19 protein-coding genes and 1 pseudogene are annotated in these 19,716 nt (G+C 62.7%); 9 read left to right on the top strand and 11 right to left on the bottom strand.

Features of this window, described 5'->3' with window-relative positions:
• From DM826_RS04170 to DM826_RS04160, 3 genes and pseudogenes are all read right to left on the bottom strand, one after another.
• Positions 1 to 365 (bottom strand): annotated as a pseudogene (locus DM826_RS04170) (carboxypeptidase M32); the annotation flags it as partial.
• Between the two features lie 50 nt (positions 366 to 415).
• On the bottom strand, positions 416 to 1,510 hold the full coding sequence (locus DM826_RS04165) for a M20 family metallopeptidase (protein ID WP_120101786.1): 1,095 nt from the start codon (positions 1,508 to 1,510) through the stop codon (positions 416 to 418).
• A 123-nt stretch (positions 1,511 to 1,633) separates the two neighbouring features.
• Positions 1,634 to 2,215: an archaellin/type IV pilin N-terminal domain-containing protein gene (locus DM826_RS04160; protein ID WP_120101784.1), complete on the bottom strand. Its 582-nt coding sequence runs from the start codon at positions 2,213 to 2,215 to the stop codon at positions 1,634 to 1,636.
• Between the two features lie 343 nt (positions 2,216 to 2,558).
• On the opposite strand from DM826_RS04160, the gene DM826_RS04155 reads away from it, so the two are divergent.
• The 4 genes from DM826_RS04155 (at position 2,559) to DM826_RS04140 (ending at position 7,389) form a co-directional block, all read left to right on the top strand.
• Complete coding sequence (locus DM826_RS04155) at positions 2,559 to 4,412, top strand: PINc/VapC family ATPase (RefSeq protein ID WP_120101782.1); 1,854 nt, start codon at positions 2,559 to 2,561, stop codon at positions 4,410 to 4,412.
• 171 nt (positions 4,413 to 4,583) lie between these two features.
• On the top strand, positions 4,584 to 5,720 hold the full coding sequence (gene citZ / locus DM826_RS04150) for a citrate synthase (RefSeq protein WP_120101781.1): 1,137 nt from the start codon (positions 4,584 to 4,586) through the stop codon (positions 5,718 to 5,720).
• Between the two features lie 60 nt (positions 5,721 to 5,780).
• Positions 5,781 to 6,200, top strand: coding sequence for a sterol desaturase (locus tag DM826_RS04145; RefSeq protein ID WP_120101779.1), 420 nt, complete (start codon positions 5,781 to 5,783; stop codon positions 6,198 to 6,200).
• A 10-nt stretch (positions 6,201 to 6,210) separates the two neighbouring features.
• On the top strand, positions 6,211 to 7,389 hold the full coding sequence (locus DM826_RS04140) for a glycoside hydrolase family 27 protein (RefSeq protein WP_120101776.1): 1,179 nt from the start codon (positions 6,211 to 6,213) through the stop codon (positions 7,387 to 7,389).
• A 30-nt stretch (positions 7,390 to 7,419) separates the two neighbouring features.
• Here the strand turns inward: DM826_RS04140 and DM826_RS04135 are convergent, their stop codons facing one another.
• The 3 genes from DM826_RS04135 to DM826_RS04125 are packed head-to-tail and all read right to left on the bottom strand — an operon-like array spanning position 7,420 to position 10,324.
• Complete coding sequence (locus DM826_RS04135) at positions 7,420 to 7,653, bottom strand: hypothetical protein (protein WP_120101774.1); 234 nt, start codon at positions 7,651 to 7,653, stop codon at positions 7,420 to 7,422.
• Positions 7,631 to 8,233, bottom strand: a complete 603-nt coding sequence (locus DM826_RS04130; RefSeq protein WP_120101772.1) for a hypothetical protein — start codon at positions 8,231 to 8,233, stop codon at positions 7,631 to 7,633. Before DM826_RS04130 ends, DM826_RS04135 begins: the two co-directional genes overlap by 23 nt.
• A 57-nt stretch (positions 8,234 to 8,290) precedes the next feature.
• A complete protein-coding gene (locus tag DM826_RS04125) occupies positions 8,291 to 10,324 on the bottom strand; it encodes a glycoside hydrolase family 15 protein (RefSeq protein ID WP_120101770.1) in 2,034 nt (677 codons plus the stop codon).
• A 104-nt stretch (positions 10,325 to 10,428) separates the two neighbouring features.
• Here DM826_RS04125 and DM826_RS04120 point away from each other — a divergent pair, with 104 nt between their 5' ends.
• Positions 10,429 to 12,657: an alpha-amylase family glycosyl hydrolase gene (locus DM826_RS04120; protein ID WP_120101768.1), complete on the top strand. Its 2,229-nt coding sequence runs from the start codon at positions 10,429 to 10,431 to the stop codon at positions 12,655 to 12,657.
• Between the two features lie 97 nt (positions 12,658 to 12,754).
• A complete protein-coding gene (locus DM826_RS04115) occupies positions 12,755 to 13,798 on the top strand; it encodes a TrmB family transcriptional regulator (RefSeq protein WP_120101766.1) in 1,044 nt (347 codons plus the stop codon).
• Between the two features lie 17 nt (positions 13,799 to 13,815).
• On the opposite strand, the gene DM826_RS04110 is transcribed toward DM826_RS04115, so the two are convergent.
• The 4 genes from DM826_RS04110 to DM826_RS12965 are packed head-to-tail and all read right to left on the bottom strand — an operon-like array spanning position 13,816 to position 17,044.
• Complete coding sequence (locus DM826_RS04110) at positions 13,816 to 15,192, bottom strand: glutamate-5-semialdehyde dehydrogenase (RefSeq protein WP_120101764.1); 1,377 nt, start codon at positions 15,190 to 15,192, stop codon at positions 13,816 to 13,818.
• Positions 15,185 to 16,063 (bottom strand): glutamate 5-kinase, encoded by an 879-nt coding sequence (proB, locus tag DM826_RS04105; protein ID WP_120101762.1) that lies wholly within the window; start codon positions 16,061 to 16,063, stop codon positions 15,185 to 15,187. The genes DM826_RS04110 and proB overlap by 8 nt, the downstream gene beginning before the upstream one ends.
• The gene (gene proC, locus DM826_RS04100) at positions 16,056 to 16,826 is read right to left on the bottom strand and encodes a pyrroline-5-carboxylate reductase (protein WP_120101760.1); all 771 of its coding nucleotides are present in this window, start codon (positions 16,824 to 16,826) and stop codon (positions 16,056 to 16,058) included. The genes proB and proC overlap by 8 nt, the downstream gene beginning before the upstream one ends.
• Before the next feature lie 47 nt (positions 16,827 to 16,873).
• Positions 16,874 to 17,044 (bottom strand): hypothetical protein, encoded by a 171-nt coding sequence (locus tag DM826_RS12965; RefSeq protein WP_165853243.1) that lies wholly within the window; start codon positions 17,042 to 17,044, stop codon positions 16,874 to 16,876.
• A 203-nt stretch (positions 17,045 to 17,247) separates the two neighbouring features.
• On the opposite strand from DM826_RS12965, the gene DM826_RS04095 reads away from it, so the two are divergent.
• From DM826_RS04095 to DM826_RS04085, 3 genes are all read left to right on the top strand, one after another.
• Positions 17,248 to 17,658: a CBS domain-containing protein gene (locus tag DM826_RS04095; protein WP_120101759.1), complete on the top strand. Its 411-nt coding sequence runs from the start codon at positions 17,248 to 17,250 to the stop codon at positions 17,656 to 17,658.
• Between the two features lie 173 nt (positions 17,659 to 17,831).
• The gene (locus tag DM826_RS04090; protein WP_120101757.1) at positions 17,832 to 18,119 is read left to right on the top strand and encodes an AbrB/MazE/SpoVT family DNA-binding domain-containing protein; all 288 of its coding nucleotides are present in this window, start codon (positions 17,832 to 17,834) and stop codon (positions 18,117 to 18,119) included.
• Positions 18,116 to 18,553, top strand: a complete 438-nt coding sequence (locus DM826_RS04085) for a type II toxin-antitoxin system VapC family toxin (protein WP_120101755.1) — start codon at positions 18,116 to 18,118, stop codon at positions 18,551 to 18,553. Before DM826_RS04090 ends, DM826_RS04085 begins: the two co-directional genes overlap by 4 nt.
• Positions 18,554 to 18,702: 149 nt before the next feature.
• On the opposite strand, the gene DM826_RS04080 is transcribed toward DM826_RS04085, so the two are convergent.
• A complete protein-coding gene (locus DM826_RS04080) occupies positions 18,703 to 19,617 on the bottom strand; it encodes a serine/threonine-protein kinase RIO2 (RefSeq protein ID WP_120101753.1) in 915 nt (304 codons plus the stop codon).
• Positions 19,618 to 19,716 lie beyond the last annotated feature (99 nt).

Raw genomic sequence — 19,716 nt, 5'->3', positions numbered from 1 at the left:
CAGGCGCCGAGGGCTTCGGTGGTCGCCGTCGAGATCTCCTCGATGAGATCACGCGGCACGCGGGCAGCCCGGACGTATTCACGACGGATCTCACGGACAACAGCCTGCTGTTCGGGGGTGAGCGATGCGTCGTCAAGCTCGTCAAGATGGTTGCCAACGTCACCATCGACCAACAGCTCGTGGCTGATCGACGACAGCGTCGAAAGCTGCGTCGAGCGGGCCGGGGTTCCGCCCTCGGGCATCATCACCTGTTGATCCCACGAGAGCACCTCGGTCGCACTCTCGACGGCGTTGTACCGGTTGATCTCATCAAGCAGTGCAGTATACGCCGCTGGGGGCTCAGCCTGCGTTGCGTCAGTTACCATACCTGCTGTTGCGGCTACGGTCGTATCAACGCACTGCTGAGAGCGGTTGGCTACGGTGGCGTCTCGGCCACCTGTCGGTACAGCTCGTAACACCGCTCAAGCACGTCGATCGAGACGCTCTCGGTCGCTGTGTGTGCCTCGCCAGGTTCGGCCGCCCCACAAACAACGCAGTCGGTGCCAGCGTTCGCCAGCCAGCCCGCGTCGGTCGCATGTGGTTTGACGACCTGCTGAGGCTCGCCCGGCTGGACGGCGTCGGCCGCCGTGAGGACGCGGTCGGCAAACGCCGGATCGTCACAGGCCATCGGCGGCAAGTCTTGGTCGACCGTCCACTCGACGCCCGCGATCGATTCGGCCGCCGCGAGGTCGGCACGCTCACCGGGCACGGTTCGCTCGTCGACCGTGACGGTACACCGCTCGGGGATCACGTTCCACGCCGAGCCGCCGTCGATCTCGGTGACGGCGACGCTCCCAGAGAGTTCGTTGCCGAGCACCGTCGTTTCAGGTGCCTCAAGTGAGCGAACGGTATCGACCGCATCGCAGGCGCGGTAGACCGCGTTTTCGGCGTCATCAGGGCGGCTGGCGTGGCCCGCGGTACCGCTTGCGGTGAGCGTGCTCCCGCGGCGGCCCTTGTGGGCGATCGCGACATCGGTGACACCGGCCGCGGAGTAGCCCGTTGAGCCCTCGGTGACGATGGCGGTATCGGGCGCGAACCCATCCTCGATCGCTGCCTGCGCGCCGATCCCGCCCTGTTCCTCGCCGACAAAGCTCGCAAAGACGAGTTCGGTTGCGGGCTCAGCATCCCGAAAGGCGAGCAGTGCGGCCGCCAGCGTACCTTTCATATCGGCGGTGCCACGGCCATAGAGCCGGCCATCACGACGCTCGCTGCGGTACCCACCGTCAGCGTCGAGTTGGTCGTCGGCTGGTGGGACAACGTCGTGGTGGCCGACAAAGGCGAGGGAGGTGTTCGGTGATGAATCACCTGACTGGCGGCAGGCTATCACGTTGCCGGCGTCGTCACGACGGACGGTCGCGGCTGTTTCGTCACGGAGCCAATGGGCGATAAAATCGCCGGCAGCAGTCTCATCGGTGTGGCTTGGGATCTCGACGAGCGAGGTGGTAAGCGAGACGACTGCCTCACGAGTCATACACAGACTGACGTAGCGACAGTGAAAGTTCTACTGACGGAAATAAGGGTATAAATAAGCGAAAAGGAAAGTCAGAGCTAGGTCGGGTAGTTGGTTAAACAGCAGAAAGAGAGAGAAGCCTGCTTAGAGGATGTAGCTGGAGTTGTCTTCGATGTTCCGCGGCGTCTTCAGCTCCTTGTAGGTCTGTCCACCGGCCGGAGCTTGGACGATGAGTTTCACCGTTTCTGATTCGGTAAGGCCCTGGATGTTGTTTGAGGCGTTAAGATCGATTTGTGAGATCAGCAGATCTTCTTGATCTTTAAGCACTGATCCGTCACTTGGTTCCATACCTTGAATTTGGTAGTGCGTGATCACGTTGCTGTTGCTCGTATTATCTCCGTTGATCACGGTCGCACTTCCTGTGGGACTGGAGACAGTGTACGACACCTGGCTCACGTTAATCGGATCGGAACCAGATGCTAGCCCGAGCGATGCATTGAGTTCGTTGATGACGCCAGTTCCATTGGAATAGCCGACCACTTCACCGACTTGGATGACATCACTGACTTCTGCGGTTGTTTCTTCACCAGTTTGCTGTGCTTGTGCCTGCAGGAGGCCGGCGGTGTTGATGAGGACGCCCGCGGCGATCGCGGCGACTAAGACCATCGCGATGAACACGATGAGCGTTCCAATCCCCACCTGACCTCTGGATTCTGTTTCGAACATGGGTTAGTGTGCGTCTGCCCGGAACGGCCTGACGCTAATAGAGACAAGTGAGAGGATAGATATAAACACCGCGCTCAAATTATCATCCAAGATAATCTACGCAAAAGAATACGATTGAATCAGCTTTCGTCTGCCGATTTTAGCAGTTAGTATAAATTATTAATGTATTTCAGTAATGCTATCTTTTAATGTAAAAATTTTAATTTTTCTGGTGAGAGCACGGTACTGAAGCGATGCCAACCGCCACCCGATACGGGAGATCAGTAGGGGTGACCACCGGCTTCAGCGAAACCGATCATCGCCACGCATCACCCTTATGCGTGCGCCCGGAGTAAGGACTTCTATGACTCTAGTGCCGGACACGAGCGCGGTGATCGACGGTCGTGTGTCCGAGCGAATCGACGACAGCGACGGGCAGACAGTGTTGATCCCGGAGGCCGTGGTTGGCGAACTCGAATCCCAGGCCAACGCTGGCTACGATAGCGGCTGGAGCGGGCTCGAAGAACTCCAGCGGCTCGCTGCGCTGGCTGATGCGGGAACGATCGAGCTTCGATATGTTGGCCGGCGGGCCAGCGAGGGCGAACAGGCGGCCGCCAGCGAAGGCGAGGTCGACGCGATCATTCGCGATGTGGCCGCCGACAACGACGCCACCTTGCTGTCCAGCGATATTGTCCAATCTGAGGTGGCGAAGGCCAAAGGCATCGACGTAACCTATGTCGAGCCCGAAATCGACAGCGACGGGGAGTTGCCGATCGTCGAGTTCTTCGGCGACGAGACGATGAGCGTCCACCTCAAAACCGGTACCAAACCGAAGGCCAAACGCGGCGCGCTCGACGGGATGAGCTACAAGACCATCGACGAGACGGTCAGCACCGAGGCCCAGATGGACGAGTGGGCCGACGAGATCGAATCCCTCGCCCGCAGCAGCAGCGACGGGTTCGTCGAACTCTCCGAGCCTGGGATGACGATCATCCAGTACGAGGATTATCGGATCGCCGTCGCCCGCCCGCCGTTCTCCGATGGGATCGAGATCACGGCCGTCCGACCGATCGCCAAAACGACGCTGGACGACTACGTCTTCGACGACCGCCTCCGAGAGCGACTGCTCGAACAGGAGCGCGGTGTGCTCATCTCCGGGTCGCCGGGCGCGGGGAAATCGACGTTCGCCCAGGCGGTCGCGGAGTTCCTCACCGACAACGACTACGCGGTGAAGACGATGGAGAAACCGCGTGACCTCCAGGTCGGCGACGACATCACCCAGTACACCGCCCTCGGCGGCGACATGGCGACGACCGCGGACTCGCTGCTGCTCGTCCGTCCCGACTACACCATCTACGACGAAGTTCGCAAGACCGAGGACTTCGACGTGTTCGCCGACATGCGGCTCGCGGGTGTTGGCATGGTCGGCGTCGTCCACGCGACGCGCGCAATCGACGCCCTCCAGCGGCTCGTCGGCCGGGTCGAACTCGGGATGATCCCACAGGTCGTCGACACCGTCGTCTACATCGAAGCCGGCGAAGTGCATACCGTCTACGACGTGACAACAGAGGTGAAGGTTCCCGAAGGGCTGACCGCCGAAGATCTCGCACGCCCGGTAATTCAGGTAGCCGACTTCGAGACCGGCACTCCGGCCTACGAGATCTACACGTTCAACCGCCAGGTCATCACGGTGCCACTCGACGACGAGGCGGGCAGCGACACCGGCGTCGACCGCATCGCCAAACAGGAGATCGAACGGGAGATCCGCTCGGTCGCCCGTGGCCACGTCAGCGTCGAGTTGACCGGCCAAAACAACGCCATCGTCTACGTTGAGGAAAGCGACATCTCCTATGTGATCGGCAAAGGTGGCGGCCGAATCAGCGACATTGAGGATCGCCTCGGCATCGACATCGACGTCCGCACCCACGAGGACAATCCCGATGCCGGGGGTGCCGCAACCAACGGCAGCGGTGGCGGCGGCGTCGAGGCTGAACCAGCCGGCGAGATCGTCCAACCCGAGATCACCGCCCGCCACGTCGTGATCCGGATGGACGGCCACGTCGGCGAAACCGTCGAGGTGCGGGCCGACGACGAGTATCTGTTTACCGCGACGGTCAGCAGCGGCGGCGACATCCAGATCTCCCGGGGGTCAGCGATCGCCGAGGAACTGGAGGACGCCATCGACCGGAAACAACAGATCACAGTGATCCCGGCGTAGACCCACCAGATCGGCGCTTACGGTAGCCCCAGGTTGGCGGCCGCTTATAGGAAGCCGCGGCTCCGTGCTGGAATACGTCCAGTTTTTATCGGCAAAAGTCGGTAGGGTTACACTCGCGTAACTGCTACGGAAACGATAACGCTTTTTTGAGGCTACTGAGAAAGAGAGTACATGTCTACCGAGCTGAAGCGGGGACTCGAAGGCGTGGTCGTCGCCGAATCCGATCTGAGCTATATCGACGGTGACGCCGGCGAGTTGATCTACCGCGGCTACGCCATCGAGGAGCTCGCCCGCGAGGCCAGCTACGAGGAGACGCTGTATCTGCTGTGGCACGACGAACTCCCAACCGAGGCCGAACTTGCCGAGTTCAGCCAGCAGATGGCCGCTGCCCGCGAACTCGACGACGGCGTCCTCGATATCATCCGAGAACTCGCCGCCAGCGGCGAAGAGCCGATGGCCGCCCTCCGGACGATCACCTCCGCGCTGTCGGCCGCCGATCCCGACGCTGACGCCGATTTCGACGATACCGAAGCCAACAACCGCAAGAGTCGCCGGATCACCGCGAAGATGCCGACCGCGCTGGCGGCCTACAACCGGCTCCGCAACGGCAACGAGCCCGTCGCCCCCCGAGAGGATCTGAGCCACGCCGCAAACTTCCTCTATATGCTCAACAACGAGGAGCCAGATGACGTACTCGCAGAGACGTTTGATATGGCGCTCGTCCTCCACGCCGACCACGGCCTCAACGCCTCAACGTTCGCCGCGATGGTGACCGCCTCAACGCTGGCCGACCTCCACAGCGCGGTCACTTCCGCGATTGGCACGCTCTCGGGCAGTTTGCACGGCGGCGCGAACGCCGACGTGATGCGCATGCTGCAGGCGATCGATGACGACGAACTCGATCCCGTCGAGTGGGTCAAAGACGCCATCGACCGTGGCGAGCGCATCGCCGGGTTCGGGCACCGAGTCTACAACGTCAAAGACCCGCGCGCGAAGATCCTCGGCGAGGAGAGCGAAGCCCTCGGCGAGGCCGCCGGCGACACCAAATGGTACGAGATGTCGGTCGCCATCGAGGACTACATCAGCGAAGAGAAGGGCCTCGCGCCGAACGTCGACTTCTACTCGGCGACGACCTACTACCAGATGGGCATCCCGATCGATCTCTACACCCCCATCTTTGCGGTCGCCCGCTCGGGTGGCTGGATCGCCCACGTCTTAGAGCAGTGGGAGGACAACCGCCTGATCCGCCCGCGAGCACAGTACACCGGCGACCGCGACGCCGAGTTCGTGCCGCTTGAGGAGCGGTAGACTCCCGGCTTGCGACCGGTAGCGGACACTATTTTACCTGCTGCAGTAGTTGATTCGATAATGCGTTCGTCGCTACAGTGGCTCCTCGGCGGGGCGACAGGGCTGGTCGTCGGCAGCGGTTGCTACTGGCTCGTCGGCGACCCGATACTCGCTGCTGTCAGCGGGCTTGTGTGGGGTGTCGGACTCGCGCTCACTGCTCGGTCAGCCAGACACCACCCATCGTCGACAGGCGTGACTAACTGGCGTAGTGCACGGTGGATCGGCCTTGGAGTCGCAGGAATCAATCTGGCGGCCCTCATCGGGGTGAGTCCGTCGCTGCCGATCTCGGCGGAACTCCGCCTCGCGCTTGGGCTCCTTATTATCGGTACCGGCCTGCTGGCAACGGCGACGGCGACGCTGGCTGAGGTTGAACGGCAGGGTGACACAGCAACGACAACTGAACCCAATAAGGCGACGACTGCGGGGCAGTCGATCGAGTAAGGATTCTGCAATGACTGACGATCGCCCCCGCCAACTCGGCCGGACGCCGCCGATGGGCTGGAACTCCTGGAACGCCTTTAGCTGCGACGTAACGGAGGCCGACATCCGCACCGCGGCCGACGCCCTCGTTGACACCGGCCTGCGCGAGGCGGGGTACGAGTACATCGTCGTCGACGACTGCTGGATGGCCACCGAGACCGACAGCGAGGGCCGACTACTGCCGTCGGCGGATTTTCCAAATGGGATGGCCGCCCTTGCTGACTACGTCCACGAGCGGGGGCTCAAATTCGGCCTCTACACGTCGGCTGGCACCAAGACCTGCCAAGGCTACCCAGCCAGTCTCGGCCGCGAACGCCTGCATGCCGAGCAGTTTGCCGAGTGGGGCATCGACTACCTCAAATACGACAACTGCGGCGACCACCGCGGCCGCGACGCCATCGACCGCTACGCCGCGATGGGCGACGCCCTCGAAAGCGTCGACCGCGAGATCGTCTACAGCATCTGCGAGTGGGGCGAAAACCGGCCGTGGAAGTGGGGCCGCAACGTCGGCGGCCACCTGTGGCGAGCGACCGACGATCTCGTCGCCAAATGGCGGGCCGACCCCGATGAGTTCGGTCTCGGCATCGCAGACGCCCTCGACCGAATGGCCGACATCGACGCCGGGGCCGCGCACGGCCCGGGCGGTTGGAACGATCCCGATATGCTACAGATCGGCAACGGCCCCCAGTCGGGGCAGTCCGAACACGAACCTGTCGACGTACAGCGACCGCTGACCAAAGCCGAACGACGCACGCATTTCGCCTTTTGGTGTCTGTTGGCCGCGCCGCTCATGATCGGCACCGATCTCACGTCGCTGTCGAGGTTCGACCGCGAGTTGCTGACCAACGAGCGACTGCTCGCTATCGATCAAGATCCACTCGGGATACAGGGCACGCCGGATCGACGCGACAGCGACGCAGAGGTGTGGAGCAAACGGCTGGCAGACGGCGGTGCTGCGGTCGCGTTCCATAACCGCGGCGACGCCGAGCGTGATATTTCAACGCATGTGTCCGCTGTCGACGTGGCAGGTGGTACTGGTCGGTATCGGGTGTGTGACTGCTGGACTGGCAACGAGTGGGACACAGGTGGCTCGCTTGCGATGACTGCCGACCCACGGGATACGGCTATTGTTCGCGTGACGCCATGCTGAGAAAAGAAACGGTGGCCGTTGGCGTATCGCTCACGGTTCGTCTTCGTCAAGCACGTCGTCAGCAAACGCCTGAATCCGCCCGATCTCCTCGGGTGTTCGCTCGACGGCGGCCGCGCTGTCAATCTGCCCGTCGACGACGGCGTTCTGCTGTGGGCCCCACACTTCGGGCGGATTGTCTTGGATGTACTCGACCCAGCGAACGACCGCCTCGAACCGTGGCTCGCGGGATGGCATGTCGGCCTCAGAGGTCGGTGAGTCGGGCATATTCGTCCTCGGTATCGAGTTTCTCGACCCACTTTTCGAGCCGTGCGGTGGAAAGCGTTTCCCCGAACAGCGTATACAGGTGAGCGGCGTCTTCGAGATCGGTACGGCCGCCGAGCGCGAGCTTGTAGGCGATCTGGAGCTCCAGCGGGCCGATCGGGATCGTCTCACCGTCGATAGTCGCCGAGATCGCGTTCGACAGCGACGCCCGGTCGAACTCGTCGCCGGGGAATTTCACTTCGAGACGCGGGCTCATCTCGCCATCGGGAGCGACCCAGATGTTCGTCCCGCTGGAGAGGTTGTCGTACATTTCCGCGAGCGGCATCGCCGGCCCCCAGTAGTCGGCAGCTTCGAGTTCATCGACGAAGGCGTCGATCTCGGACTCCGAGCAGGGCTCCATAAAGACATCGATGTCCTCGGTCGCCCGCGAGCGGCCGGTGAGGATCGCAACGTAGCCCGCCACGAAGACGTGGTCGATATCGAGTCGAGAGGCGAGCACTGAGAACGCGATTGCGAGTTCGTCGAACCCGTTCGGCTCACGGTCGACGACAAGGCCGCTCTCTGTCAGTTCGACACCGCTCATATGCACTGCTTACGTGGTGGCAGTAAAAAACACCGGGCCGGGATCGTTTGTCAAACCTCAATCGTCGGCAACGACCTTGTGGGCCGCATACAGCATCCCACGGTCGTCCATCAACGACACCGTCGCCAGCCGCAACGCGTGCGGCCATCCCAGCGGCGTCGCGCTGTCAGGCTCACCGGTATCGAAGTACTGCTCGGGGAGGTAGCTGGTGTCCTCACAGAGCACGCCGCCCGGCAGGACGAGTTCGAGCAGTTCCCGGGCCCGTGAGGCGGCGTCGACCGCGCGGTCGTCATCGTTGTCGGCCAGCAGGGCGGCCAGTTGGGCAGCAGCGTTGGCCCCCCAGCCGGTCGAAACAGTCCAGATCTTCTCGTGGCCTTGCTCGCCCTGTCGCCAGCCGTCGCCCTCGTAGCGATACAACCCCGCGAGCTCACTTTCATCGGGGTCGTGCCAGAGGGCTTCGATCATGGTGTGGACGTGGGAGTCGAGTTTGTCCAGCCGGTCGTCGTCGACGGTGGCGACCTGATCGTAGGCCAGATGCGCGCCGATCAGGCCGAGGGTCGCCGAATCCGCCCGGCGGTCGAGCCCGCCCGCGCCGTGTTCTCTGAGCGCGTAGAGCCCGCGATCCGCAAGCCAGAGGTCGCCGATCGCGTGATAGACCCGGGTCGCTTGGTCGAGGGCGTGGTCGGCCATCGGGAGGTCGGTCGCCGCCAGTGCGCTGTAGGCCTCCAGGAAGGTCGCGGTCGTATGCGTGAACCGACCGATCGAATCCTCCCAGGCGTTCTGACAGACCATCGGGCGGCCGTCATCGAGTAAGGTTTCATCGAGGCTGTCGACGGCGTCGTCTAGCGTGTCGACAACGCGGGCTTCGAGGTCTGGGTCGTCGATACCCGACTCGTAGTAGCTCGCAAGGAAGGCGATGACGCTGCCGGTCTGGTCGGCCTGGTAGTCGACGCCGTCGCCGGCTTCCAGCCGGGCGTTGGCCCAGCCGGGCGCAAGCGCGCCGTTGTGCGGCCAGACGCGGTGGGGCCAGCTGCCGTCGGCGCGTTGGGTCTCACAGTAGGCTCGCGCGCTACGGGCGTGCCACTCCTCCAGGCCGAGGTCGAGATGCTGGTCAGACTCAAGGACGAACAGCGAGATCTCGGCGTCGTCGCGGAACCAGGTGTAGCCGTAGCCGCCTGAATGGCGATAGTACGGATCAAAGTCCGGACCAGCCATCCGGAGGCCCGTGGTGCCCGTCAGCAGCGAGAGCACGCGTACGTCGGCCGACACCGACTCATCCAGCGGGAGGTCGTCGGTGTCGTCGAGCGGGGCGGTCGCGGCGGCCGCCTCCTCGAAGGCTGCCCGATCGGTGTACTCGGTGCGGAACGTTTCCATCTGCGCGAGGGCGTCAGCGCGGTCGGTCTCTTCCCAGTCGGTCAACAGCGTGATGAGCGTCGTGCTGCCGTGATCCAGCGGGAGCCAACAGACCAAGTCGCCGCTGAGGCGATCCTCAGCGTAGCGGCCGTCGTGTGGGGGTCGTGGGTATTCGGTTGGCTCCTCGGAGATCAGGTCGTCGAAGGAGGCCGGGATCTGGCCGCGGATGCCGGCGAAGCCGGTCGCGCTCCCGAGAAAGTCGTGTTCGGTTTCGTGGTAGACCTCGATCACGTCCTCGTGGTGGAGCTGTCCGAGACGGCTGTGACGGCCATCGGGGGCCAGCGAGACATAGGCGATGATCTCGGCGTGTTCGGCGACCGTCTCGAAGTGGGTCAGGTGGGCGTTGCCGATCGTCAGATCGAGTTCGGTCACCTCGCCGATCGGCGTCTCATGGACGGTTTTTACGAGGCCGGTGTCCTCGTAGTACGTCTGTGTTGAGGTGGCGTCCTCGTCGAACCAGAACTTCTCGTCGCCGAGGCTGAGGCCGAACCGGGAGCGTTCCAGCCCGGTCAGCCCTGACAGCGGGTAGCCGAAATCACGGATCACGCCCTCGTCGATGTGTACCAGCCGGCCGTCACCGCCGGAAAACCGACCGGAGAGCGTCCGCCGCTCGCCGGCAAAGAGCGTGCTGTCACCTGACGACCGCTTGTAGTCGTCAAGTGCGTCACGGAGTTGCATACCTACTCTCAGGCGGTCACCCGTATTAATTCTTGGTGTATTTGTTGTTCACACGTTTTTTGAAACGACAACAATCAAGACGATTCGGCCCCCCGAGGTGTCATATGGACGATATCGGGCCACCGCGATTTACCGCCGTCGGCGAGGCCGTCGAGTTGGCCCCCTGGAACCCCGACCGAACGGCTGACTACACGTGGCAACTGATCGACGCCCCGGCTGAGAGTCGGGTGACCGTCGGCAACGAGCCGGTCATTACCGTTAGGCCAGATCAGCCTGGCACCTACCGATTCGAACTTGCGGGCCCGAACGGGACGCACAGCCAGCGCGTGCTGGCGTTTCCGCACGCCCGCAGCAAGATGGCGTTGACGCTGCCGTTTACCGAGTTGCCGGTCGAGCCGGCGGCGATCGATCGCGTCTCGGTCGTCGGCCCGTTCAACGACCACCGCGTCGGTGCCAACCGACCGCGACGCGCAGACGACCGCTTTGTGCTCGAAGTCGAGTTGCCACCCGGCACCCACCACTACGGCTTCTGTCTCGACGATGATTTCGGGCGACAGATCCACGATACGGTGACCGTCCCCGGCCCGGGGCGACCACGCTGTGCGCTGTCGGCGACGGTCGACGACAAAAACGGTCAAGTCATCGTCACCGCCGACCCAGCAGCCGCCCCCGACAGCGAAGTTAGCGACGAGGAGTTGGAAGTGCGATTCGTCGTCGACGACCGCGATTCGATCTCGGATTCGGCCGTCGAAACCGATGGGCGAACCTGTCGCGTTGCCGCCGACGCCATCGGCGACCGGCTCCGGGTGCATGCGGTCGCCGTCGGCGAGCGACAGTCGGTTGCCGACACGGTCGACGTGCAGCGTGCCGAGAGCGGCGAGTTCGAGATTCGATCTCCAACCGAGCCGCCAGCGTGGGCCGAATCGCCGACCGTGTATGAGATCTTCGTGCGGTCGTTTGCCGGCGAAACGCCACAGACGACGTTCGCCGAGATCGAGCGCCGGATCGAATACCTCGACTCCCTCGGCGTCGACATGCTGTGGCTGACGCCGATCCTCGCCAGCCCGACCGACCACGGCTACCACATCACCGACTACTTCAGCACAGCAGCGGATTTGGGGAGCCGTGCCGACTTCGAATCACTGGTCGATCGCTGCCACGAGGCCGGGATTCGGGTCGTGTTTGATCTCGTCATCAATCACACCTCCCGCGACCATCCAGCGTTTCAACTCCACTCGGCCGGCGTCGACGCCTACGACGACCACTACGTGCGGGTGCCCCGCGACGACGACAGCACCGACATCGCGTGGGCCGGCGACGGGAGCCCGGAGTTTTACTTCAACTGGTCGCGGATCCCGAACCTCAACTATGGCTCGCTGGCGGTGCGAGAGTGGATGCTCGATGTCGTCGACGAATGGGCCGACCTCGTCGATGGCTTTCGGTGTGATATCGCCTGGGGCGTTCCGCATGGCTTCTGGAAGGAGGTCGCCGAGCGGGTTCCCGCCGGCTTCCTCATGCTCGATGAGACGATCCCCCACGATCCACAGGCCCACGAAGCCGAGTTTACGATGCATTACGACAGCACCCTCCACGAAACGCTGCGGGCGATCGGAAACGACGAGGAGCCAGCCCGGGCGATCTTTGACGCCCTTGAGACGGTACGCTGGCAGGGGTTCCCCGAGTCGTCAGTTCACCTCCGATACGTCGAAAACCACGACGAAAGCCGGTATCTCGGCGAGTGTGGCGAGCCAGCCCTACAAGCGGCAGCGGCAGCGACGTTCACTCTCCCAGGCGCGCCCCTGATCTACTACGGCCAAGAACGTGGCATGACCGCCGACCGCGGCCCGATGAAATGGCACGACGGCGACACAGAACTAACCGAGTTCCATCGATCGCTGTCGCGGCTACGAGACGAGTATCCGGTGTTGAACGACGGGGGAGTCGACCCCGTCTCAGTCGGCGTCGTCACCACGACCGACCCGATGACGACAGGATCGACTTCGGATGCAGTCGACGATACTGACAACGACACAACGACAGCCGACACCGGTGACAGCGACACGACGAAAGCGGACGACGATGCCGACAGCCTGCGAATCACCGACGAGCCACAGCACGTCGTCGCCTTCGCCCGCGACAACGGCGACCAGCGGCTACTCGTCGTGCTCAACTTCGGAGAGATCCCGGCAACGGTCAGCCTGCCGACCGCCGTCGGCGACACTGATCTGCGAACCGGGAAGCCACTGCGGAAGCGCCATGATCCGCGTGACGATGGAAATGGCAACTACGTTGTCGTTGACGACGTGGTCGTCTGTCGGCAAACCACAGCGTGAGCGGCTGCCGGCCGGTCGCAGCGTGAACGGCTGCCGGCCGGATTCGACGATCGTACCAGCCACTGACTGTTAAGTAGGAGCCGCCGCCACTACCGGTATGGACGACGCCACCCTCCGGGCACATCTTCGGCGGTTCGGCTTCTCGGAAAAGGAGGTCGACACCTACCTCACGCTTCTGGCCCACGGCGAGGCAAAGGCGAGTACGATCGCCGATGTCGCCGGCGTCTCCAAACGCTACGTCTACAGCGTCAGCGAGGCGCTCGCGGATCGCGGCTTCGTCGAGGTCAACGATCACGTCGTCCCGACGCGCATCCGCGCGCGCCCGCCCGAGACGGTCGTCAACCAGCTGGTCACCGACGCCGAGGCGATCAAGCCCGCCCTCGAAGCGCGCTACACGCGAGCCGAGCCCGCAACCGACCAGTTCGAGGTCGTCAAGAGCCGGGAAACCGTGCTCAAACGGATTCAGGGGCTCATCGCCGACAGCGAGTCGGAGCTCACTCTGTCGATTCCGATCGGGCGGCTCTCGGACGTCGCCGACGAACTCAGAGCCGCCGTCGACCGCGGCGTGTTGGTGACGCTGTTGATCACCGAAACCGACGAGCCGCCGGCGGATTGCTGTGGGGTGGCGAGTATTACCCGAATTTGGGGGGAGCCGATGCCGGCGATGGTGACCGCCGACGACCGGGTCGGGCTGGTCGCCCCCGCGGAGATGCTGACCTCGACCCACAGCGACACGCAGGCGATCGTTTTCTCCCATCCCCAACTCGGCCCGGTGATCGTCGGCTCCTTTTTCGGCAACTACTGGCCCGTCGGTACCGAGGTCGCTGTCACCGAGCCGACCAGCCTGCCACTGACGGAGACGAACTTCCGAATCGCTGTCGTCGAGGCGACACTCTGGTGTCGCACCGAAACGCCGCTGGCCGCCCGGATCGAAGGCCGGTGGACGGAGACAAACGAGCCGGTTGATCTGGAGTGTCGGATCGTCGGCGTGACACAGGGGCTCATCGAGCCGGCGAACAGCCAGTTCCCGATCGAGGCGAGTCTGACGATCGATGCCGACGGCGAGACCTACACGGTCGGCGGCGAGGGCGCGTTTATCGAGGATATCGAAGCCGAACAGGTGACGCTCCGCGAAGCATAGCGTCGCTGCGAACGCAACTATTCGTTCGACAGCTCGCCGGGCACCCACTCACCGTCGAACTCCTCGTGGGTGAACGGGCGAGGGTCGTCGCCGGCGTAAGTCGCCACGAGGTGGCCGTCGCCTTCGAGATGATATTTGTAGGTCGTCAGCCCCTCCAGCCCGACTGGGCCGCGGGCGTGGATCTTCCCCGTCGAGATGCCGACCTCCGCGCCGAGGCCGAACCGGTAGCCGTCGGAAAAACGGGTCGAGGCGTTGTGGAAGACGCTCGCCGAGTCGAGACTTCGCATAAATCGACCGGCGCGGTCGGCATCGGCGGTGATGATCGACTCGGTGTGTTTCGAGCCGTACTCGGTGATGTGATCGAGGGCGTCATCGAGTGAGTCAACGACCTTCACAGAGACGATCAGGTCGCCGTACTCGGTTTCCCAGTCGGCCTCGCTGGCTGCGGCGACATCGACGATCTCCCGTGTGCGCTCGTCGCCGCGGATCTCCACGTCGGCTGCGGCGTAGCGTTTGGTGATCTGCGGGAGGAACGCCTCGGCGACCGATTCGTGGACGAGCAGCGTTTCGACTGCGTTGCAGACCGCGGGGTACTGCACCTTGGCGTCGAAAGCGACCTCAGTGGCCATATCGAGGTCGGCCTCGCGGTCGACGAAGATGTGGCAGATCCCCTCAGTGTGGCCAAGAACGGGGATCGAGGTGTTGTCCTGAACGTACTCGACGAAGGAGGAACTCCCGCGGGGCATCAGCAGGTCGATCGACTCGTCCATGTCGAGCATGGCGGTCACGTCGGCGCGGGCCTCGACGAGTTGCGCCCAGCCGTCGGGGATCGCGTCGTGGTCGGCGGTCGCCTCACGGATCAACTCGAAGAGGACGCGGTTCGACTCGCTGGCCTCGCTGCCGCCTTTGAGCATCACGCTATTGCCGGATTTTAATGCGAGGGCGGCGATCTGGACGAGTGCGTCGGGGCGGGACTCGAAAACGGTGCCGACGACGCCGATAGGGACGGCGAGCTTGTAGAGTTCGAGATCCTCGTCGAGTTCGCGGGCGACGAGCGTCTCCCCGAGGGGGTCGTCCTGGCCGGCGACACTACGAACCATCTCGACGATGCTGTCGAGTTTCGCATCCGAGAGTTTGAGACGGTCGACGAGTGCCTGAGTGTACTCGCCGGCTTCGAGCAGCTCCTCGGCGGCCTCGACATCCTCGGCGTTGGCCGATTGGATGGCTTCGCGGTTGTCGTCGATAGCGTCGGCGATGGCGTGCAGTGCGGCCTGTCGGTCGGCGTCGTCGACGTTAGCGAGATCGAGCGCGGCGGACTCGGCGGCGTCAACTTTCGCGTCGATGGCTTGGTCGGTCGCTCCGGCGGCGTCGCCGGTCGCGTCGGTATCACTCATTGTCAACACCGTTGATCGGGAGAAATATCGTTCCTACGGTTTCACCATCGGCGATCTGCGCCAACACGTCCGGCTCGGTTGAAGCGGCGATGACCGCCGGGGTGCCATGTTCGCTGACGCGGCGAGCTCCCTCAACTTTGGTCTGAATGCCGCCGAAGCTCTCGGTCGAGCTCTCGTCGACGATGGTCTGTACCTGGTCGTAGTTTGCGCCGACAGCGTCGATCAACTCGGCATCGTCGTCGGTTTTTGGGTTGCCGGTGTAGACGCCGCCCACGTCGGTCAGCGTCACCAACAGGTCGCCGTCGATACCGATGGCAACCGACGACGAGAGGCGATCGTTGTCGCCGATCCGGAGCTCCTCGGTGGCGATGGCGTCGTTTTCGTTGATGATCGGCACCACATCCCACTCCAGTAAGGTCTCGATTGTGTTGCGAATATTGGTGAAGCGATCCGGGTTGTCGAGATCGTGTTGGGTGAGGAGGATCTGAGCGACCTTCGTGTCGTAGCGGGCGAAGCTCTCGCTGTAGGCGGTCATCAGCTGACTTTGGCCGATCGTCGAGAGCGCCTGGGATTCCTCGATCGTCTCGCTTTCGTAGCCGATCCGGCCGATCCCGGCTCCGACAGCCCCCGAGGAGACGAGGACGACCTGCTTGCCGCGCTCGCGGAGGTCGGTGATGTCGTCGACGAGCTTGTGAAGCTTCGACAGCGAGAGATTTGATTCGTCGTCGGTCAGGGAGTTGGTGCCGGCTTTGACGACGACCCGGTCGGCGGCGGCAGCCTGCTGGCGGGCGGCGGTTACGGCGTCGGCGTCGAGAGCGGTGGTGTTGGCCGCGTCGTCATCGACATCTCCAGCGTCAGGAGCGTCACTCATCGGCGAATTCGGCGGCCATTTCCCGGGAGCGATCCTCGGCGGCGTGGACGGCCGCGCCCACGTCCTCTTCAACATCGCTGTCCCACAGGAGTTCCATCCCCTCGATGGTCGTCCCGCCCTCCGAGCAGACGGCGTCGATCAGCTCGTCGATCGATTGCTCGGACTGGAGGACGGTTTCGGCCGCACCCTTGAACGTCTGGGCGGCCAGCGTCTCGGCCTGCTCGGCCTCAAGGCCGCTGTCGACGCCAGCGTCGGCCATCGCGCCGATAAGGTAGAAGACGAAGGCGGGGCCGCTGCCGTTGAGCGCGGTGGCGATATCCATTTCTGACTCCTGGATCTCGGCGTACTCGCCGACCTCATTGAGGAGCGCGCGTACCGTATCGTCGACCGCGCCGGTGACCGCGGCGGCCATGTTCCGGGTTTCGGCGTTGAGATTCGGCATCAGCCGGACGATCTGCGCGTCGGTGAGATCGGCGAGGTAGTCGATGGAGACGCCGGCTGCAATCGAAATCAGAGTCTGCTCGGCGTCGAGATCGAGGGCTGGCAGCAGGTCGCCAACCGAGTCAGGTTTGACAGCCAACACGACGTAGTCGGCCTCGGCGGCGACCGCGAGGTCGTCGGTCGTCTCACAGTAGTCGGCGACTGACGCGCGGGCATCAGCGTCGATATCGCAGCCGACGAGGGTATGATCGCCGCTTTCGGCGAGGCCCTGCAGCAGGGCACCCCCCATGTTGCCGCAGCCAACAACGCTCAGGTGAGTCATGTCTCAGCAAGCGAGCGAGACGACCATAGGCACTTTGATTTTGCTGGCTACTCGCGTTCGAAGATCTCGGTGACGGTATCGCGGGCGATCCACCGGCTGCCGGTGTCGTCTTCGATCATCACCCAACTCGGATAGATCTCGACGGCGACATCGTGGAAATCACCGGCGGTCGTCTGTACGTCGGCGAGTTCGATCGTCGTGATCGGTTCCTGTGGCATTGACCATACCTCACCCGCCGACCTACCTGGGTGTTGCGACTCGATGAGGAGAGTGACACCCGGTTCGGACAGTAGTTTACGAAGCAGCGATATACAGACCTAAATTCGTTCTTTTGTCTAAAATCAATGTTCATGCAAACGAATGTATTGTTAAATTCAGTTGTAGACAACATTTATCAATAGAAACTATACATAAGAGGAGTATGGAAATCGAAGCCGTTCCGGTTGAGCAACTCATGACGACCGACCTCGTAACTGTCACCCCTGACGAAGGGGTCGAAACAGCCGCCAGCACGATTTTGGAGAAGGAGGCAGGATCGTTGGTGGCCCTCGATGACGACGGGCAGCTGTCTGGGATTCTTACGTGTACCGATCTCACGGAACTCGTCTCGAACGGGGCTGTCCCCGCTGACGCCACCGTCGGCGACTATATGACCGAAGACGTGACGACAACCGAGCCGGATGAGTCGATTCAGGATGCCGCGGTGAAGATGATCACCAGACAAATCCAGCATCTGCCTGTTGTCGATGGCGATGATGAGGTCGTCGGGATGCTGTCGACGACAGATCTCACCGCCCATCTCACTTACATGGACAGCAGCGGGACAGAGTAGAACTATCACCCGCGGCGAAATATATCAGCCAGTACCGCAGAGACATCTTTGTCACCGGTGGCGACAGCCGTAACCGAAGGTATGCACGGTTCGATCTACTTCTCGCGGGAAGACCGTACACTCGATTAGAGTATTACAAAAATTAAAGTAATACTGTCGGATAGCCATTACATATGAGCGACGCCGAAGAGGGAACCACCGTCACCGTCACGAGCAAGGGACAAGCGACGATCCCGAAAGCCTATCGCGAGAAACTCAGCATCGAGACGCCGGGGCGTGTCCGGTTCATCGAAACCGAGGCCGGCGAGATCGTCATTCGACCGGTCAAACGGCCGTCGGAGCTCCGCGGCGCGTTGGCCGCCGAGGCCGACAACGAGACCGCGGCGACTGATCTGCTCCGAGAAGAACGGAAGCGAGAGCGGGACGCGCTCGACGAGAAACACGGGCTGGACGAGGAATGACGGTCGTCTTCGACGCCGAGCCGCTGATCGCCTTCGCCTTCGACGAGCCCGGAGCCGCGACGGTCGAAGAGTGGCTCGACCGCGTCTACGACGGCGACCGCGCGGGCTACGTGGCGACGGTCACGCTCGCGGAAGTCCGGTATATTGCAGCGCGGAAGGCGTCTCCCGAGCAGGCCGACGCCCACATTCGTCGCCTTCGGGAGTTGGGCCTCACCGAGTACGAGATCGACGACTGCTGGCAGACGGTTGCGGAGTTGAAACGCCAACACGCGCTCGCGTTAGGCGACGCCTACGCCGTCGCTGCCGCGGCTGATCTTGCTACCGATCGTGAGGGAGTGACGCTGCTGGTCGGTGCCGATGACGATTTCGACACCATCGAAGGTGACAACGAGTTTGAACCGGGGATCGAACGCTTTCGAACCGAAGCCGCGTGAGCACAGTCTGTCGGAAGTAGCGAAATCAGATGAGTTTTCCTATCGTTCGCAATCCATCGATTGACTAAGCTGGCTCAGTGACCAAATTTTGCATAAACTGAATAGTCGTTACAAGTCCTGTTTGCGATTTTTCTATCGCGCTCAGTGGTTTATGACTCGAGATACGCCGAAATCGAGTCAAATTCGTCGCCCACAATATCGTCGGCGAGCGCGTCCAAATCGAGCGATTCCGGCGTTTCCCGGGGATATTTCCGGCGGAAGTAGCTGTAGATGTTCTCAAGGTCGCGTTCCAGCAGCTCTCGGGCGTTATCGTGGTCGGTCGACACCGCCTGGGGCCAATCGAAGATCGTTACACCGTCGGTGTCGACGAAGACGTTGTACTCGCTCATATCAGCATGGACGTAGCCCGCATCGTAGGCGGCGGCCATCTCCTCGATGATCAGCTCCAACACGCCGACGACCTGCTCGGACTCCAGTTCGGCGTGTGAAAGCTCCGCGCCGGTCAGTTTCTCCATGACGATCGCATGGCGGTTCTGGTCGACCGGCCGCGGCACCGACACGTCGGGATACAGCCCTTCGAGCGTCTCAAACTCCCGCTCTGCGGCCTGCCGGGCGGTGTACAACCACGACACGTGGTCGCGGTCGGCAGTGTACTCGCGTTCGCGCTGGACTTCCCGGAAATTCGTATAGCCCTCACGGTGATACTTCAGCGCCATTGGCCGAAACGACTGCACCTCATAGACATCGCTTTCCTTGCCGACGCCCAGCGGCGCGCCGATGCCGTCGAAGGTATCCCGTTCGGCGAAGGTGCGGAGCGCGAGGGCGTCATACCCCTCGAAGGTGAGTTGGTAGCCCTCGTATTGGATCGTCTTGCGCTCGATGAGCTCGTGGCGCATACAGCGATCAATCCGGTATTCGACCTCCTCGGCGGTCAACTCCGCGTATTTCGGGATCTCCTCGTGTTGTACCCACTCGGAGAAGCGCATCCCCTGTTCGATCCCCGACAGCAGATAGAAATCCGCGGGCTCAAGCTCGCGGAAGAAGGGCGCGATGTTGTCGACCATAGCAAGAGGTCGCTCGCACGGCCTAAAAGCCCGACGAGTCCACTAGCGACCCAAAATAAATCACATACCGCGATATAAAATTTCGGAATCCGGGTGATT

The sequence above is a fragment of the Halonotius aquaticus genome (genome assembly GCF_003605575.1).
Taxonomy (GTDB): Archaea; Halobacteriota; Halobacteria; order Halobacteriales; family Haloferacaceae; genus Halonotius; species Halonotius aquaticus.
This window is presented reverse-complemented; position numbering and strand designations above follow the sequence as displayed.